Origin of the sequence: Candidatus Nitronereus thalassa (assembly GCF_032191465.1) — a bacterium.
GTDB lineage: Bacteria > Nitrospirota > Nitrospiria > Nitrospirales > UBA8639 > Nitronereus > Nitronereus thalassa.
Genome location: NZ_JAQOUE010000001.1, coordinates 25,067 through 43,453 on the forward strand (window position 1 = coordinate 25,067; position 18,387 = coordinate 43,453).

At 53.9% G+C, this 18,387-nt stretch carries 14 protein-coding genes and 1 pseudogene; 10 read left to right on the forward strand and 5 right to left on the reverse strand.

What is annotated here, in order from left to right; translation table 11 throughout:
* Positions 1–43 precede the first annotated feature (43 nt).
* The 10 genes and pseudogenes from zwf (at position 44) to PPG34_RS00145 (ending at position 12,073) form a co-directional block, all read left to right on the forward strand.
* Positions 44–1,579: a glucose-6-phosphate dehydrogenase gene (gene zwf / locus PPG34_RS00100; protein ID WP_313831088.1), complete on the forward strand. Its 1,536-nt coding sequence runs from the start codon at positions 44–46 to the stop codon at positions 1,577–1,579.
* A pseudogene (gene glk / locus PPG34_RS00105) lies at positions 1,576–2,610 on the forward strand (glucokinase). The gene zwf and the pseudogene glk overlap by 4 nt, the downstream one beginning before the upstream one ends.
* Positions 2,592–3,593, forward strand: a complete 1,002-nt coding sequence (gene fbp / locus PPG34_RS00110) for a class 1 fructose-bisphosphatase (RefSeq protein ID WP_313831089.1) — start codon at positions 2,592–2,594, stop codon at positions 3,591–3,593. Before glk ends, fbp begins: the two are co-directional and overlap by 19 nt.
* Positions 3,594–3,719: 126 nt before the next feature.
* Entirely contained in the window at positions 3,720–4,073 is a 354-nt protein-coding gene (locus PPG34_RS00115) for a hypothetical protein (RefSeq protein ID WP_313831090.1), read from the forward strand.
* Between the two features lie 71 nt (positions 4,074–4,144).
* The gene (locus tag PPG34_RS00120; protein WP_313831091.1) at positions 4,145–4,519 is read left to right on the forward strand and encodes a hypothetical protein; all 375 of its coding nucleotides are present in this window, start codon (positions 4,145–4,147) and stop codon (positions 4,517–4,519) included.
* A 78-nt stretch (positions 4,520–4,597) separates the two neighbouring features.
* On the forward strand, positions 4,598–5,509 hold the full coding sequence (locus PPG34_RS00125) for a hypothetical protein (RefSeq protein ID WP_313831092.1): 912 nt from the start codon (positions 4,598–4,600) through the stop codon (positions 5,507–5,509).
* Between the two features lie 351 nt (positions 5,510–5,860).
* Entirely contained in the window at positions 5,861–8,257 is a 2,397-nt protein-coding gene (locus PPG34_RS00130; RefSeq protein ID WP_313831093.1) for a glycoside hydrolase family 15 protein, read from the forward strand.
* 406 nt (positions 8,258–8,663) lie between these two features.
* Positions 8,664–9,029: a hypothetical protein gene (locus tag PPG34_RS00135; RefSeq protein ID WP_313831094.1), complete on the forward strand. Its 366-nt coding sequence runs from the start codon at positions 8,664–8,666 to the stop codon at positions 9,027–9,029.
* A 200-nt stretch (positions 9,030–9,229) separates the two neighbouring features.
* On the forward strand, positions 9,230–11,293 hold the full coding sequence (locus tag PPG34_RS00140; RefSeq protein WP_313831095.1) for a 2Fe-2S iron-sulfur cluster-binding protein: 2,064 nt from the start codon (positions 9,230–9,232) through the stop codon (positions 11,291–11,293).
* A 15-nt stretch (positions 11,294–11,308) separates the two neighbouring features.
* Positions 11,309–12,073 carry a hypothetical protein gene (locus PPG34_RS00145; protein ID WP_313831096.1) on the forward strand — a complete coding sequence of 255 codons (765 nt, stop codon included), beginning with the start codon at positions 11,309–11,311 and terminating at the stop codon, positions 12,071–12,073.
* 347 nt (positions 12,074–12,420) lie between these two features.
* Here PPG34_RS00145 and PPG34_RS00150 read toward each other — a convergent pair whose 3' ends face one another.
* The 5 genes from PPG34_RS00150 to PPG34_RS00170 form a co-directional block, all read right to left on the reverse strand.
* A complete protein-coding gene (locus PPG34_RS00150; protein WP_313831097.1) occupies positions 12,421–13,815 on the reverse strand; it encodes an energy transducer TonB in 1,395 nt (464 codons plus the stop codon).
* 226 nt (positions 13,816–14,041) lie between these two features.
* Positions 14,042–16,315, reverse strand: a complete 2,274-nt coding sequence (locus PPG34_RS00155) for a TonB-dependent receptor family protein (protein ID WP_313831098.1) — start codon at positions 16,313–16,315, stop codon at positions 14,042–14,044.
* A gap of 539 nt (positions 16,316–16,854) precedes the next feature.
* The gene (locus PPG34_RS00160) at positions 16,855–17,229 is read right to left on the reverse strand and encodes an ExbD/TolR family protein (protein WP_313831099.1); all 375 of its coding nucleotides are present in this window, start codon (positions 17,227–17,229) and stop codon (positions 16,855–16,857) included.
* Positions 17,219–17,644, reverse strand: a complete 426-nt coding sequence (gene exbB, locus PPG34_RS00165; protein ID WP_313831100.1) for a TonB-system energizer ExbB — start codon at positions 17,642–17,644, stop codon at positions 17,219–17,221. The genes PPG34_RS00160 and exbB overlap by 11 nt, the downstream gene beginning before the upstream one ends.
* A gap of 8 nt (positions 17,645–17,652) precedes the next feature.
* Positions 17,653–18,087, reverse strand: a complete 435-nt coding sequence (locus PPG34_RS00170) for a hypothetical protein (protein ID WP_313831101.1) — start codon at positions 18,085–18,087, stop codon at positions 17,653–17,655.
* Positions 18,088–18,387 lie beyond the last annotated feature (300 nt).

An 18,387-nucleotide genomic window follows, 5' to 3' on the forward strand; every position in this document is an offset into this window, starting at 1 on the left:
GAATAAGGGGTTTTTTATTGTTTGAATCGAAAAGTGTGACACAATGACCACAGCAGGGACAGAGATACAGGCAAGTGAGGCGGGACCAGTTGGTCCGGCGTGCGTAATGGTTATCTTCGGCGCTTCTGGAGATCTGGCAAAGCGTAAACTGATTCCGGCTATTTACAACCTTGCCAAAAGGAATTTGCTGCCTCGAGAGTTCGCCATTGTCGGAGTGGCCCGCGAGGAGATGAGCACTGATGGCTTTCGTCACAAATTCAGGAGCGAGATTCAAGAATTCGCCACTGCCTCGATTGAGTCGGACATTTGGGAGTGGATCGAGCAGCGGCTTTACTATTTGTCCGGAGACTTCGACAATCCACAGATCTATAATTTACTCGGGGACTCTCTCGCCCATGCGGATAAACAACATGGGACACAAGGCAATTATTTGTTCTATCTCGCCACGGCGCCAAGCTTTTTTTCACGGATCATTCAACAGCTTGGCGTTGCCGGGTTAACTCATGAAAAGGATGGCTGTTGGCGACGGGTGATTGTGGAAAAACCGTTCGGACGGGATCTTGAGTCTGCCCGCTCTCTTAATGAGGAGATCTTACAAGTCCTGCATGAGCGTCAGATTTACCGCATAGACCACTATCTTGGCAAAGAGACCGTTCAGAACATTCTGGCCTTTCGATTCGGGAATGGCATTTTTGAACCCATCTGGAACCGACGGTACATCGACCACGTACAAATTACCGCGTCTGAAACCGTTGGCGTAGAGCAACGCGGGGGGTACTATGAAGGGTCCGGGGCTTTGCGAGATATGGTCCCCAACCACCTCTTCCAGTTGGTGACCCTCATTGCCATGGAACCGCCCCTTTCGTTTGATGCCGATCCAGTCAGAAATGAACAAGCCAAAATCTTGCATGCCATTCCGCAACTTACTCCTGAAGAGGTTCTCCATCGTTGCGTGCGAGGCCAGTATGAAGAAGGCAAGATGGACGGCGTGCAGGTGCCGGGATACCGCACGGAACCCGGAATTGCCAGTGATTCCAATACTGAATCCTTTGTCGCATTCAAGCTGAATATCGACAACTGGCGTTGGGCTGACGTGCCGTTTTATATTCGCACCGGCAAACGTCTGGCCAAACGCATCACGGAAATCGCCATCCAGTTCCGTCGCGCCCCCTTTATGCCGTTCAGAAAAACGGCCGTGGAGAAGCTCACGCCGAATCTGCTGGTTCTCCGCATTCACCCCGACGAGGGAATCTCATTGCGGTTTGGGGCAAAGGTGCCAGGTCCTGTTGTACGTTTGGGCGCTGTGGACATGGCCTTCGAGTATGCGGACTATTTCGGGTGTACTGTCAGCACAGGGTATGAGCGGCTCTTGTATGACTGTATGTGCGGTGATGCAGCTCTTTTTCAGCGAGCCGACATGGTCGAAGCAGGCTGGAGGGTCGTGACATCAGTGTTGGACGTCTGGAAGGCCTTGCCACCTCGCTCTTTCCCCAATTATCCAGCGGGCACATGGGGCCCCCCGGAATCTGATCAATTATTGGAGCGCGATGGCCGGCATTGGAGGTTGAACGACGAATGATTCTTGCAGGGGACATAGGAGGGACCAACACGAGGCTTGCCATCTTTGAGCCCAGAGAGGATCGGCTCAAACCGGTTGCGGCGGAAATCTTTCCGAGCCGCCAATACAACAGCCTGGATGACATTGTTGAAAAATTTCTACTTCTTCACGGATGGCCTATTACGCGGGCCTGCTTTGGCATCGCGGGACCTATCAAGCAGGGACGCTCCACCACTTCAAACCTTGCCTAGGTCGTCGATGCTGGTCGATTAGGTCGAGCGCTTCATTTGAAAACAGTGGATTTGATCAATGACCTGGAAGCCAATGCTTTTGGGATTGCTGCTCTTACGGCAGCGGATTTCCTGGTTCTTAAAGAAGGGGTTCCGGATTCTGCTGGCAACGCCGCCATTATTTCAGCCGGGACTGGTCTGGGCGAAGGCGGGCTGTACTGGGATGGCCACCAACATTGTCCGTTTGCTTCCGAAGGGGGGCATGCGGACTTCGCGCCGCGAAACGAGCTGGAGATTGAGTTGTTACGTTATTTACTGACCCTCTATCCACGCGTTAGCTATGAACGGGTGCTGTCCGGCCCGGGCCTCTATAACATGTATCAGTTTTTTCGCTTTTTGCGCCACGGGCAGGAACCAGACTGGCTCCACGAACAGTTGCGTCAGCGGGATCCTGCTGCTGTCATTTCACAGGCCGCCCTCGAAGGGAAGTGCCAGGTCTGTGTCGAATCCCTTGATCTCTTTGTTTCCATTTATGGCGCGGAGGCCGGCAACTTGGCACTCAAAGTCATGGCCAGGGGCGGAGTCTTTGTCGGTGGTGGCATTGCGCCGAAAATCGTTCAAAAGATGAAAGGCCCGAAGTTTCTGGAAGCGTTCGTTGAGAAGGGTAGGATGAAAGCATTGCTTGATGACATACCCGTACGTGTCATTTTGAACGACAAGACAGCTCTCATTGGCGCCGCTCGTTACGCCATACTTCGGGGTGAAGGGAAACTGTTTCTGGACAACATGGCAGGAGGCTTCGCATGCACACCAAAGCAATGACATTCAGCCGTCACATCCTGGAAGAGGCCAAAGTACAACAGGATATGACCGCAGAGCTTTCCAGTCTGCTGATGCAGATGGGGTATGTAGGCAAGATCCTTTCACGAGAGATTGCTCGTGCACCACTGAAGGGCAGATTGGGACTTGTTGGTGAGACCAACCCCACGGGCGATGCACAAAAAAAACTTGACGTGTACACGAATGACATCATGGTTGAAGCTTTTTCCGAAACGGGCCCGGTCGCTGGCTTGGTTTCCGAGGAGTTGGAGGAATTAAAAATACTCTCCCTCGGGCGTGAGGCCAAATATATCCTCTGTACCGATCCCCTTGATGGTTCATCCAACACGGATATCAACGCGCCTATTGGGACCATTTTCGGCATCTATCGCTGTAGCGGAAATAATCACCGTGAACTGGAGCAGAACCTCCTGAACGAGAGGATGAAACAGATTGCGGCTGGATATGTGTTGTATGGCGCAAGCACGATGTTGGTGTACACGTGTGGCCACGGTGTCTACGGCTTTACTTTAGACTGTGATCTTGGTGAGTTCTTGCTTGTCCATGAAAATATCTCGTGCCCTGCAAGAGGCCATTATTGTAGCGCAAACCTTGGCCGCTATCACGAATGGTCTTCTGATATTCAAAATTTTATCGCGCATTTGACCGTACATGACCCTTCCACGCGACGTCCTTATTCATTGCGGTATACTGGCGCACTGGTCGCGGATTTTCATCGTAGTTTGCTTGAGGGTGGGGTTTACTTTTATCCACCCGATGCCGACCACAAAAACGGCAAACTTCGATTTCTGTACGAATGCGCGCCTCTGGCCTTTGTTGTTGAGCAAGCGGGTGGTTGTGCCAGTACAGGCACACAACGACTTTTGGACCTCAAGGTGGAGTTGCTACATCAACGAGCGCCCTTTGTGATTGGCAGCACCGAAGAGGTGGCTCTCTATGAGAAATTTTTGACCGGAGGCACTTGAGTGACTTAACAGCATCATGAAAATTTATGACGACGAGATTCCCTAATACCACCTGGCTAGAAAGCCTAGATGTTTTTAACTCACAAAGATCCCTTCAGCATACTGCGGGATACTACAAGGAGGCCTATGAGCTGCAGGATTCGCATACAAATCTGGTTGACGGGAATGCTTTTTCTTCTAACCTTGACGCTGACGGCCTGCGGAGATTCGGCTCCCCCTCCACAGGCCTCTTTGATTGACCGGGCGTTGGTGGATACTTCTCTTCGAGAACAACTCATTGAACGAGGAGCCGCCGATGAAGAATTTGTCCATCAAATTTTAGAGAAGTTCAGTCTGAGTCCGGGGGGAGACGAAAAACTCTCTGAAATCCTGGCAGCACATTTCGAACACCACCCTGAAACAGGCAAAGCGGTACTCAGAAGACTGAAAACACAAAAGAATTTTCAGAAATGGCTTATTGAAGAATTGAAGGGCGGGTAGGATTGTTGTTGACGATAGTGCTTAGCTGTTCCGCCTCATGGTATCATTTGAAACGAAAAGGAAGGTTTAGGATGAAACGAGCCTCGATAGGCTTTGGCCTGATGTTCATCTTATCTATGACCGTCTTGACCGGCTGTGCTTCGAGCCATCCGAAAGAGTTGGTGGAACGCAACGATCACGCTGGATTGAAAACGTGGTATCTGGTAGAGGCGGCTACGTTGCGGGGAAAGGCAGAAGAGATGCGACAAATGGCGGCTGAATACCGAACACATCAGACCCAATCAAACCCTACATCTGAATTAGCTCAACATTGTGAAAACTTGGTTGAGCGGTACACCAAGGCCGCGGAAGACGCCGAGACTTTGGCCAACGTTCATGCCAAGCATCCTGTAAGTGGCCCAGGAAATACCCAGCCGCCAGAAGCTTTTAAACTGTTTTCTTTTTAAAAGGAGGAAATAACCATGCGATTTTTGAATAATCTTCTTGAGCCTAAAAGAAGCTTCAGATTTACATTGGTTCTTTTCATGGTTGTAGGTCTCACACCACTTACGCCGGTATATAGTCAAAACACAATACTTGGCCCTCAACAACATCAAGGCAATCAGGATATTGATACTTCAATGACCATCAGTCAGCAGTTGGTAGAATTGCGTGGCAATATTGCCCGCCTGGAAGCCGCGTTGGAACAAGATCACCGAGGGTCGGTGCCTTTGGCAAACACTCAGATGGGAATGGGCCCCATGGGGTGTGGAGAAGGAGGCTGCGGCTCACCCGGCTTGGGGATGAACACTGGAAAAATGAGTGGTATGGAGCAAGGCGGAATGGGCCCCATGGGAAAGATGGGAATGGGTTCCCAAAAAATGGGCATGGGAAGCGGTTCAGGCATGCCAGGAATGGGAATGGAGAATATGGGGATGATGGGGAAGATGGGAATGGGTTCCCAAAAAATGGGCATGGGCAGCGGCCAAGGCATGCCGCGAATGGAAATGGAGAATATGGGAATGATGGGAAAAATGGGAACACGGAAAGGCCGAATGTCGGGGTCGGCCCTTCCTGGTTTTCCCGGAGCTTCCCACCTGTATCATATCGGGGCGACCGACTTTTTCTTAGATCATGGTGAGCACATCACGCTCACGTTGCAGCAAGAATCTGCCCTCAATCAAATCAAGGAACAAGCCCTGCTATCCCAAGCGACCTTTGATCGCCAACTGGAGCAAGCCGAGCAAGAGCTGTGGGTCTTGACGAGTTCGGATCAACCCGAAATGCAGAGGATCGAGCCAAAAGTCCAGCACATCGAAAAGTTAAAGGGGGATCAACGACTCGCCTTCATCCGTGCCGTGGGCGAGGCCGCCCAAGTGTTAACCGCGCAGCAGCGACAGGTGCTGATTGGAACGGGATCGCCTCAGCCGAAGGCGCAGGGGGCTGAACAGAAATAATTTTGCGAAGGCTGAGGATTTGGAAAAACCCTCATGAGCGAATTGGAAAAATTGGATTGATAGTCGATAATAATTGGCGAGGCATCTTGTCTAGGAAATTGGAGATGAATGACGGGTGTTCCGCATCAAGCAAGCTGAGCAAAGGTTTTTCATGTTGATGGGCGTCGATTAGCCTGATACATCATCAGAGATGCACCAAAATAGCCGAGATCGAGAAACTGTTGGACTGACACGAGCACAACCTCGCCGAAGAGACTGCCATCGTCTTGTGGAACGCAGTCTCGAGCAGCATGTTCGACGTGGTCCCTTCACCTGCTCAGAATTGAATGAAGCCTGGAACGAGTGTGACCTATGAATAAGAATTCCATCGCATTTGGGGCGCCAGGGATTGAGCCACGCTGGACGTCCAGCGCCAAGGATGGCATCGGCACGGCATATCACAGCAGTGCCTGCATCTGGTTCACGCTCAGCCATGGCATCATCAACGAGATCTACTTCCCCCATGTCGATACGCCCAATACGCGCGACTTGCAGTTCCTCATCACTGACGGCGAATCGTTCTGCCACGAGGAACGGCGCGATTTGCTCCACCAAACCGAATACCCGGAGCCAAATGCGTTGTTGTACCGGCTCACCAACGCCGACCGGGCGGGCCGCTATCGCCTCGTCAAAGAAATCGTCGTAGACCCGCACTCGTCGGTGTTGTTGATGCACACGCGGCTGGAAGTCCTGGACCCGAAGCTGCGCGGCAAACTGCGACTGTATGCGCTACTCGCCCCGCATATGAAGGGCACCGGCAAGAACAACTCGGCCTGGTTGTGTGGATTGGGTGGACGGAAGCTCATCGAGGCGCAGCGCGAGGGCGTCGACCTGTCTTTCGGGTGCGCGCCTGATTTCACGCGGCGCTCCGTCGGCTACGTCGGATTCAGTGATGGCTGGCAGGACTTGATGGACAACTTCACCATGGATTGGGAATTCGACGAAGCCGCGGACGGCAACATCGCATTGATCGGGGAAGTTGATTTATCGGCCGGACTGGAGTTCACGCTGGGCGTCGGGTTCGGGCGCAGTTCGCAGAGCGCGTGCGCCCACCTCCTGCAAGCGTTGGCCACTCCTTTCGCCGACCAACGCGAGAAGTATGTTCGCCAATGGCAGCGCACTTGCGCCAAGGTCGATTTGAGCGCGCACACCAAAGACGGCGGATCGCTGATGCGCGTGAGCCAGTGTCTGTTGCTGGCGCATGAAGATAAGATTTTCCAGGGCGCGTTCGTCGCCTCGTTGAGCATTCCCTGGGGCGATACGAAGGACGACAGCGATCGCGGCGGGTATCATCTGGTCTGGACGCGCGACATGGTGCAAACCGCCACGGCACTGCTGGCCTGCGGGCAAACCGAATCGCCGTTGCGCGCTCTGATCTGGCTGGCGTGCGTTCAGGCAGCCGATGGCAGCCTGCCGCAAAACAGTTCGATTCGCGGTGAGCCTTACTGGAAAGGCATGCAACTGGATGAAGTGGCGGTGCCGATTCTGCTCGCCTGGCGCTTGCAGCAGGCGGACGCGCTCCGGCAATTCAATCCCTGGACGCTGGTCTCTCGGGCCGCGCGTTATTTGATCCTGCACGGGCCGGTGACAGCACAGGAACGGTGGGAGGAGAATTCCGGTTACTCGCCTTCGACGTTGGCGACCATCATCGCAAGCGTGGTATGCACGGCGGAATTTGCGCGCGGCAGGAAAGACCACCTCGCGGCGGACTTTCTGCTCGATTATGCGGACTGGCTTTCGGCGCACCTGGAAGACTGGATGGTCACCAGTCGCGGCGAATTGGTGCAGGGCAAACCGCGACACTACGTTCGCATCACGCCCGCCGATCCGAAACAAGCCATGGCTTCGCCGGATCCGGATCACGCTGAGTTAGTGATCGCCAATGGCGGCGGCACACATCCGGCACGGAACATCGTGGGTGGCGATTTTCTCCACCTTGTCCGGCTGGGAGTTCGCGCGGCGGATGACCCGCTGATCGTCGATTCCCTCGCGGTGATTGATCACGTCCTCAAACGCGACCTGCCGCAAGGGGCGGGCTGGCGGCGCTACAATCATGATGGTTATGGACAGAAGGCCGACGGCAGCGCTTACGACGGGACGGGTGAAGGACGCTGCTGGCCGATTCTCTCGGGCGAACGGGCTCATTACGAACTGGCCGCCGGGCGCGATCCGATGCCGATCATCGAAGCGATGGAAAAATTCGCCAACGAGGGTGGCATGTTGTCGGAACAACTCTGGGACGACGACGATTTGCCGGAGGGAAAGATGATGCGCGGCAGCCCGACCGGCGCGGCCATGCCGCTGTGCTGGTCGCACGCGGAGTATGTGACCCTGGTGCGCAGTCACAAGGATGGGGTGTGTTTTGACCGCATCGAGCCTGTGTATCAGCGTTACGCCAAAGATGGGACTGGCAGCACAATTGAAATGTGGACGCTCGCTCACCAGTCGCAACGGATCGCCCACGGGAAAACCCTGCGCATTATCACTGGAAAGGCGGTGACGATCCATTGGAGTGCAGATGGATGGGCGACGGCGAATGACCTGGCAACCCGGGATGCGGGTTTCGGTTGCTGGTTTGGAGATCTGCCGTCGGCCCAGCTCTCGGCCGGCGTCCGCATCGTCTTCACAATTGTGTGGCAAGAGGGATGGGAAGGGAAAGATTTTCAGGTGGAGATTGCTGCCTCGAATCAGACCCCAATAACGGGATGAACACATCAATCTGGCTGCCTGTATCGAGAGAATCTAACCATAAATATGCTTGCGATTAAAATTAAGTGGAATGCGCGTCAACATCCTTGCGACCGGAAAACCACGAATCGGAAGTTTCTTTCTAGGTGGACGCTGAGGACCAAGTAATAGACTCACCTCAATAAATTGGAAAGCCTTTTATGAAAAAGAACACAACCATGTTGACGGGCGTCGATCAGCCTGATACTGCGTCAGAGATGCACCAAAATAGCTGAGATCGAGAGATTGTGGCCCGATTAACACATGAATGTCCGCCGAGCGGTGGGGAAAACCGCCAATGTCCTCACGCAGGATCAACATCGGGTCTTGCTACGAACGTTGACTCCCCATCAACAGTAAGAACCGAACCATGAAAGGAGCACGTGCCATGTTAACCAAAAGACAAGTTGTTTCAGGTATTCTTGTATGTTTCACTGTGGGTCTTTCTGCGTTGAGTTTCGCGGAAGACACGTCGCAGTCCACAATGGGGAACACCGCCAGGAAAGGGGCTGCGATGAGCCAGATGTCGCCTGAGTTGCGAAAGGACATGGCCGATATGTATCAGAAAATGGCGGATTGTTTGAGGACCGGCAAGTCGAACGAGGACTGCCAGAAACAAGTGGCAAAAGATTGTCCTGTCATCACCAAGACAGGACAATGTCCAATTCTCGAGGGTATAGGAACCATGGGAGGTTCTCGTGGCATGGGGCCTAAGGGCATGGGATCCATGCGAGGCCCTCATAAAATGCGCTAGCACATTGTTAGGGTCGCCACTATACCCAAACTAAGCGAATGGTATCTAATCGAGAAAGATCATCGTCCTCGACGGGACACTTCTTCAAGTTGTGAAAGGAACAGCCTTATGTCCACCGCCAAAACGAAGTTGGTTGAGATTCGTTCTCACGCGCCCAACGACTTCGACGCCATGAACCGCATGATCGGGGTTGCGTTGCTATGACAGGCGGCTCTCTCGCAAGATCTCACCGCCAATGCTTTCTTGCTGTCGCGGCCATCGTTGCGTGGTTTTTAATGTTGGCGGGCATGGGTTACGCGCAAATCTCGCCAGAGGAACATGCCAGCCATCATCCCAATCAAGCCATGGGCTCAGGCGGAGTAGCAAGCGCCCAAAGACAAGAGGGCGGCCCCGGCAATATGGTTGGCGGTCCTTCAGGAGGAAAGGATGGAAGCCCAGGCGGCATGATGGGCGGGGGCATGGACAAAATGATGGAGAAAATGGGTGCGCCTAAACCCAAAGCCTTATACCCCACACTCATGAGCCTTCCTGATTTGCCTTTTGAACAACGTGCCGAGGTCCAACAGCAGGCACATGAACGCATGAAGCAGGGGACAGCCTTGATGGCGGAAGGGATGAAATCTTTATCCCAGTCGGCCTCCACAAACGATTTTTTAGCTATGCAGGTAGCCTCTAGGAAGTTGCATGAGGGGCTGTCCCAATTCGAAAGTGGTCTGGCTGCCCATCGAGCATTGGCAGAAGGCACATCCCCGCGCAATGTCGCTCTGCAATGGTTCAAGCAGGAAATGAACCTGCTTCCTCCAAATGAGGGTAAGCAGGACCATGGGATTTTAGGATTATCTTGGTTTCATTTCTCCGTGATGCTGCTCTTGGTCGGGTTTGCCGTGGCCATGTTATTTCTCTACTTTTTCAAAATGCGCCGGGCGGCCGCGTTACTGAATCGGCTCGCTGAAGATTCCGGCCCTGTGAATTCTCCACCAGCCGCTGCTCCTGAGAAACCTGCGGCTGCCGCCGGCGAAACGCCGTCATCTGCTGGAGAGGATATACCATCAAATTTCCAAACAACATCTGCCCGTCCGCCTACGTCACAAGAGGCGAAAAGTCAGGCAACGGCTTCTGCCGAGTGCTGCGATGACTCGACGGAGGTGTGCGCAAACGAAGAGGCCCCATCAACAGATCAACCCGATATCTCGAAGGGACTCCTGCCCGTCGCTAAGAAGAAACTCTGTAGACTTCGGGTTGCCCAAATCTACCAGGAAACTGTGGACGTCAAGACTTTTCGGCTCGTGGCCTGTCATGGAGGGGGCATTCCCTTCAGTTATCTGCCTGGTCAATTTCTCACGTTAACCATGCCGACCGGCGACAAGCCGATTCGTCGGAGCTATACAATGTCCTCTTCCCCGACTCAAGGATACTACTGCGAGATCACGGTTAAACGTGAAGAGCAAGGTGCCGGATCGCGCTATCTACACGACGCTGTCAAGGTAAACGACACGCTTGAGGTTCAAGCCCCGAGCGGGAAGTTTGTGTTTGCCGGGAAGGAAGCGGACAGCATTGTACTCATTTCCGGCGGCGTCGGCATCACCCCGATGATGAGTATCACCCGGGCATTGACCGACATGGGTTGGAATGGTGACATCTACTTCATCGCGGCGTGCCGCGATCCCGAACACCTCATCTTCCAGTCCGAATTGAAACGGCTTCAAGCGCGTCACCCCAACTTACACATCTTTATCGCCATGAGCCGTCTGGAAAAGGATGTCGACAGCTACCATCGCGGGCGGATTGCCAAGGATTTACTCGCGCAGTGGGTGCCCGACATTGCCTCGAAATGGATTCATCTGTGCGGGGCGCCGCCCATGATGGAGGCAGTGAAGCAGATGCTGGCCGAGTTGGGCGTTCCTGGGGAGAAGGTCCACACTGAAAACTTTGGCTCGCAGCAAAAACCACAGGTTAGAGCTGCAGAACGCGAGAAAATACAAAAAACGACGCCGGTCGAGAAGGCCGGGACCGTCACCTTTCAGAAATCGGATACATCGACAGAACTCATGCCGGACGAGACGGTGCTGGAGGCGTCCGAGCGGGTCGACGTCAACATCGACTATTCCTGCCGAACCGGCTCGTGCGGAGTGTGCCGGGTTAAACTCTTGTCGGGGTCAGTGACTATGGAGGTCGAAGACGGCCTGGATCCAGACGACAAAGCCAGTGGAATGATTCTCGCTTGTCAGGCCAAGTCCACAGGAAACGTGGCGGTCGATGCCTAGAGCATGTGAAAACTGATGAAGGAACGTGAAGCCGTCACGATTACTGGTCTGGTACTCTTTCTGGCCCTCTTCTGGCTCGGGTTTCTTTTCCACCAGTCGCCACGGTTTGCAGGGAGTTTGTGGGGTGGGGTGTTTGGCGTGAGCGGGGCGACGCTGATGCTTGTTCCACTGGCATACCTCATCATCAAACGAGTGAAAACTTTCAAACAGGCAGTGACTCGACGTGTGTCGATGCGTACGCTGCTCGCATGGCACATCTATGCCGGTGTCGTGGGACCCATTCTCGTGCTCTTCCATACGGGCCATAAGTTTGAAAGTCCCTTAGGAATTGCCTTAACCAGCATGACAGTCATTGTCGTGTTGAGTGGATTCACCGGCCGCTATCTCATGGGTCGGATTTCTCAAGAGATTAAAGAAAAACGAACCATGCTCGACGGGTTGAACGCCTCGTACCAGGAGACGTTGCAACGGCTGCGAACCTGCTGCGCGGATAAAACGGCTCAACTCAAACCCTTTGATGGCTTTTTCTCCAGGTTGTTGGGAGGGGCATTTTTCAGTGTGCAGGAACAGGAGACGGAAACAATGTCCATCGGCCTCCGTGCCATTCGGCTTTCTGATGCGATTGCCGACCTGGAATACGCCATCAAAACGCATGACACCATCAAACACATGTTTACCTTGTGGCTGAGAATTCACATCACCTTATCCATGGTACTCTACACGCTCCTCGCCTTCCATATTTGGGCAGCCATTCACTTTGGATTGCGGTGGTTTTCATGAAAACGGACTGTGTAGAAAATAACCTCTTGTCTGTAGCTGCGGCATCTCACTAGCTTGGGCGAACCCTTAGTTCAGGGGATCTTCCCGGTGTTTGGGCTGGTTAATGGAGCATGGTATATCCATCTGCAGTAGATGATCCCTTTTGCATCGGCGGCATTTGACTTGTATGCCGGTCGGAAGGATCTTTGCCAAAAGGCAACCACAGGAACAACGAATTTCACTCGGGTCTTTTTCTGGAAGATTGGAATTTCCGTGTTTTTTCACTTTGCCCTACTTAAATTTTGAAGATCGCGACAATGCCTTCTTGCTCCACGGAACGTTATACGCTGCTCAGTTCCACCTGCCGTTTATCTGAGCCAAAACTTAATAGGGACTTCGATGGACAATCCCTCAAGCTCCACGGCATCCGGTGGATGAAACGGAAGGACCTTCCTAATGGTTGCCAGAGCGGCAGCGTCCAAGACGGCATAACCTGATGGCTCCGCGACTTGGAGCGACTGGAGCTCTCCATTCGGAAGCAGCGCAAACCGGACTTTCGTTGTTCCTTGCAAACCCATCCGTCTCGCACGGGAGGGATAAACCCGGGCTTGTTCGATTTCCAGACGAAGGAGCTTTAAGAAGGCCAGGACTTCAGGGGAGAGCCCTTTCGTGGGGGATTGTTTCGTTGCCGGAGCCTCCTTCCGCATGGCTGCCGTCGGCCGACTGACAGGAACATTCCTCACAAGCTCGTGGTGGGGCAGGGCCGTGACGTTGTTGACAGCCTTTTCTTCTTTTGCCGTTCTCTTTTCAATGGGAGTTGACCTCACTGTGGACGATGACTTCGTATCAATGGCTCGATGTGCAGTGAGGACATCACGGGTTTTCACCGGCCGGCTCTTGGTGAAAGACTCCTGCTTGACGACTGCGGCCATGCGCTTTGGTCTGTCCTGACGCACTGTGGTTACCGCGCGGACAGGCTCGGGAAAGCCTTCCGGTGCCGGTTTCCCTTCAACAGCCGGTGTAGTGCGCGCGACCTGAGCTGTGACAGGTGCGGCTTTCCGGTTGTCCTTGATAACAGGAGTGTGGAGTGGTGTTTGTTTGCGAGCGACTCTTGTTGGTTGCGCCTGAACGGCGAATGCTTCGCGAGCCACTGGCCGGCTCTTCGCGGATGGTGCGGATGTAGCAGTCTGGCGCGTTTTCCTGGGCACGGATTCGTTTCGAGATTGGCGAAGGGTTGTAGGGACCGCATGGGCAACGGGTCGAGCGGATTGACGAACTGGTTTGGGCATCTCCTGCTGCTGTGCGATTCGAGGGGAGGGCGTATGAGCGAGGGCTTTGATAGTCCGGGGCACAGGGGATTCGGTTTGTACTTGAGATCGATGCTGAACAGACGCCACCGATTGAATGCGTTGGGTTTGGACAATTGAGCGCGTTGGTTGAACCGATTGCCGGGTCTGTTGCCGCCGCTGCTCAACCCGGCGAGTAACAGGTTGCTGATGGTGGATGGGGCGCGCCTGAATGACGGGTTTGTTGATGGGGGCAGGCGATGATTTGCTCACGCGCTGAACCGGGGTCTCCGGCGAAGGTGGCGGGCTGACCAAGGAGACTTCCCAGCGGAAGGATTCCTTCTGAGGAGGAGGCGTGACATTGGCGGTGAGAAGGAACGCGAGACTGATAGCAATGGCGTGAACAATCAGGGACGAACCCCACCCCTGCCAAGAGGGTGATCCTGTCCATGAAAGCTGAGAGAAAAAGCCTGTCATAACCTTGCATCATCTCCATTGGCGGCGGACATGCATCAGAAAGTTGCGGACGAGAATCAACATCATCATTGAATACCATAAACAGTCATTTCTTCTGAATGTTCATTGACCGGAAATTTATGGTGAATTGCCGGATTTTCTCTTCTAGCCCATGACGTGGAAAGTGAATCATCCCTCTCTTACAGGATAGGCGCGGCGAGCCTTATGTGGCTCGCCGCCGAACCGCTTACCACAACGCCACTTCCATGCCGCCGTACGCGAACCGTGGCATGCCGGGACGCGGCCCGTGTGGCTGCCGTGAGACAAGGTATTCCGCATCAAATAGGTTTTGCACGCCGCCAAGGACTCGGATGCGATCGGTCACCTGGTAGAAGCCTGAAATATCAGCGACAAAATAGCTGTCGGTCTTGCCGAACCGGGCATCGGGATTGCCAGTTCCATTGACCTGGCCCTCCACATTGTTGGCGCTGGTAAAGGTCTCGCTTACGTAGGTGCCTGTCAAGAAGGCGCCCCACTGGTCGGTTTCCAATCCTGTGCCGAAGGTGAACTGGACCTCGGGAATGTAAGGCACCTTGTTGCCCTTCTGGCCGAAGCTGAAGATGGACTCCGCATCGGTGGATCTCGCATCATTCTGTTGCTCCGCGTTCGTGTAGGTCAGCGTCGTGTACCAGGGATTACGCCATGTCCAACCGTTGGCGATACCCGGGTCATACTGCGCCGAAAACTCAAGACCATAAGCATGCACCACGCCAAAGTTTTCATCGAGGCCGGTGCCGGTGCCGCCGATGTTATCGATCACGATCAAATCCTCGAAGCGCGTAAAGAAAACCACGGCCTCGGCTCCCAGGGCCTGGCGAGGATTCTTGTAGCGTGCGCCCGCTTCAACGGCCGTGCTGGTTTCTTCTTTGAGGCCGTTGGTCACTGCACCGTTAGGGCTGGGTGGAGAGAAACCGCGATGCACGCCACCGAATCCGGTCCACCATGGGTTGAATTGGTAGACCACACCCACGCCGCCAGCCACCATGTCCTGGGTCGCAGTGCCCGAATTGGCCGGGGTGGCGACATCCTTAAAGGTTTGATCCAATCGCTCGTATCGGACACCTGGAATCACGGACCACTTGTTGATCGTAATCGTATCCTGGGCATACAGAGCGAGGGCTTTGGTTTTTTGCTGGCGGTTGCCGGCGCCGCCAGGCATGCCAAAGGTCAGGTTGGAGATCGTGCCGGTGGCGGCTTGAGTGAAATCGTCATTTCGTTGGAAACGCCGGACCTGGTCCTGATGATAACGGATACCAGTGGAGACCTCTTGCTGCACAGCACCCACGCCGAAGCGGTAGTAGGCGACCGATTCAATGCCCTTGGTGTAATACGAACGGTTGTTGGCGCGCACACGCAAGGTACACGCCAGATTGCCTTGCAGACACGCAAGCCCTTCACCGTTTTGCGCGCCGGCCAGCGCCGCAGACAGTCCAAGCGTGTTGCCGTTCACGTTGCGAATGTCCTGAAGCTTGTACCAATTCCGCTTGAATCTTGTGTAGTACAGCGTAGTGATGATGTCGAGATTATCCGTGGGCGCGATCCCGTAGCGCAAGTAGGTGCGCCTCTGCGTCGAGGTGATATTATCAAAGCGCGAGGCTGCATAACGCCGGAAAGGATTCGCCTGGAAGTCGGCCTCGCTCAACCCCAGGTATGTTTCATTGGCATCCAATTCGGTTTGGCCGTACTGGAATTCCAGGCGCTGATGGAACGCTGTGGGCGGTTCCCAGGAGAGTTTGATCATCGGCTCCGGTTTGGTAAAACCGGTGTCATCGCCATCACGGAAATCCGGTGTTTGGTCGATGGTTTTGAAGCCGTCGTTCATGCGGGCATATCCCTCGAACAGAAATCCGAACCGCCCGGCTTGTGCGGTCTCGATGGTATTGCCGACGTACGCGTGGGCGCGCAACTCGTTGAAGTCGCCGTACTGTGTTTTCAGGTACGCGGTTTTCTTAAGCGGAATCGGCGTGGCGAGATAATTGATTACGCCGCCGGTGATGTGCGGGCCGTATTTGATTTGGCTTGATCCCTTGAGGACTTCCAGGCCGCTCATCCGTCCCACTGTGGGAGAAAAGTAGGCGGCTGGCGCGGAGTACGGCGCCGGCGCCATCAGAATGCCGTCTTCCATAATCGTGACCTTAGCGGAACGGGTAGTGTCCACACCTCTGAGACTGATATTGGGAAACAGCCCGAAGCCGTCTTCCTCCCGCACATACACTCCTGGCACCTTCCGCAACACGCGATTCACATCGTCGTAACTTTGTTGGCGAATTTCCTCCTTGGTCACCACATGGGCGGAGCCCGGCATCCCCTCGGCATCGGCCGGGCTGCCGATCACCATCACCTTGTCGAGTATGACCACGTTGGCGGTTGACTCATCATCCGTCTCTTCAGTCCACCCCTGTTGTGGAAAAAAGATAAGCGTGCCAGTCATGAACAGGGCCAGCATCGATCGTGTTCGCATTTCCAAAACCTCCTAATTAAGCAATTGTCCGTCGTGATGTATTTCACGACAATTTCGTTGTCAGGCTCTGGTTCGCAAAGGATCTCTGGCCATGGTGGTGAGCCGGTTGACTCCCGTTTTTCCGTTCCGTCACCTCCTTCCCCTTGGCTAGCTATATGATAACGAGACTCAACATCATGCAAGAACAAATATCACAACCCGTGGTTTCTCCTGAATGCTTATTGTCCGGAGATTTATGTTGATTGGCCTGAAATGGAATTTGAGAAGGAGGCTGCGAAGTGTTGTTGGGGCATCAAGAACACAGGAGAGGCGGCTTCGGATCTGTCGCTGATGCGATCAGGGCCTGTTGAATTTCTCACTCCAATAGCCAATAAAAGGTTCAGATGAGCCAAGCATCGTCGATGGGAGGGAATGTTCAAAAAAGTTCGTCCAGCAAGGCCGCAGCCCTTTTGGCGCGCGGAGCGTACTCATAGTACGTGAGCACGGCAAAAGGGCGAGAACGCCGCTGGCGGCTTTTTTCAACATTCCCAATCAGGAAATTACTGGCGGATCACTTCCAGGCTTACCTGGTCAAATCCGAGACCGCGAACTTGGTCCACGACTTCGACGAATCGTTCAAGAATCGTGACACGATCCGCACGAACAACGACGAGGGAGTGAGGCGGGTGTGTTTGAAGCCGACGTGTGAGTTCCTCGTGGGTCACCGGATCTTCATTCAAAAACAGTTTGCCGTTAGAAGTCATAGTGATGACTAACGGAACATCTTTCCGGTCGCCGGCTTCAGTTGCTTTGGCAAGGTCCACGGGAATCTGTCCGGTGGAAATGAACGTGGCGGTGGTCAAAACGATCACCAAGAGAACCAGCATGACATCCACGAGGGGAATGACATTGATTTGATCCATTTCATTTTGCATGGAGGGATGTATACTCGGTCATCAGTTCGGCCACTCGGCGGCGCAGGGCATTGTTCAATACCACACAGGGAATGGCCACAAGCAGTCCCACGGCCGTCGCTTTCAGGGCCAGACTCAAGCCAATCATGATGGTGCTGACAGCGATGGTCTTTGAGGTCCCCATCGTCTGGAACGTCAACATGATCCCCAGGACGGTCCCGAGCAGGCCGATGTAGGGGGCATTGGCTGCAACGGTGCCGATAATCACCAACCGTTTGGTGAGCGCAATCTCGAAACATTGCTGATCGGGGAATTGAGAAAGCTCCACTCGCCGGTAGAAGAGCCACCGTTCCACAGCAACGGCTACCGCCCAGACACTCAAGGCCAGCAGCAACCCGATCACACCAAAATCGACGAGGTTTTTCAGGTTCTCCATATCGGTGCTTACTGGAATTCGATCCGTTTCAGTTCCGTGAACGGCACTTTGATATCTCCAAAATCTGACATGCCGATGAGGCTCATCTCACGGGCTACTGGAAATTCGCCGGATTTGCCATTGGTCAGCGTGATCGTGAGTAGCGGAGTTCCCGGAGTCTTGGCGTCGGGTGCTACGTCGATCCGTTTGATGTTCTGGAGTTTGATTTTCACAGTGGCTTTGCCTCGCTTCACCGGGACATGCCGGATTTCATGGGGGACAAACGAGGTTTCGTCCAGCTTCTCTTCCCAATAGAGTTTTGCGTTTTCAATCGTGGTTTCAATGCCTTCGACGTCAGTGACATGCGCGTTGAATGTCTGCTGGCCTTGGTCCTCCGCGAGTGCAGTGGAGCCGCCTAAGGCCAATCCGGCTATAAGAACCGACAAACAGAGCCGTTTGAACATCGTATGGTTCCTCCTTTTCCCTTGTTTGCTTGGGACCGTTGAAAATTTCAAAATTCTCATCACACTGGTTACCTCTGACACACTCGATGTGAGCCCCCAAAAGGACAAGGGGCTGTTTCAAACCTGTCCTGAATCTTTCCGAAGGAAGACCAGCTTGCCGGTTTAGAAAATAGCCATCTCCCTGTAGCTGCAGCAACAGGAGAAAAATATACCAAATACGCTGGTGCCTCAGGGAATGTTCAACAACCTGAAAAACATGTTCATTTTCTGGAAATGGACCGCGCTCCTTCTTATCAGGCT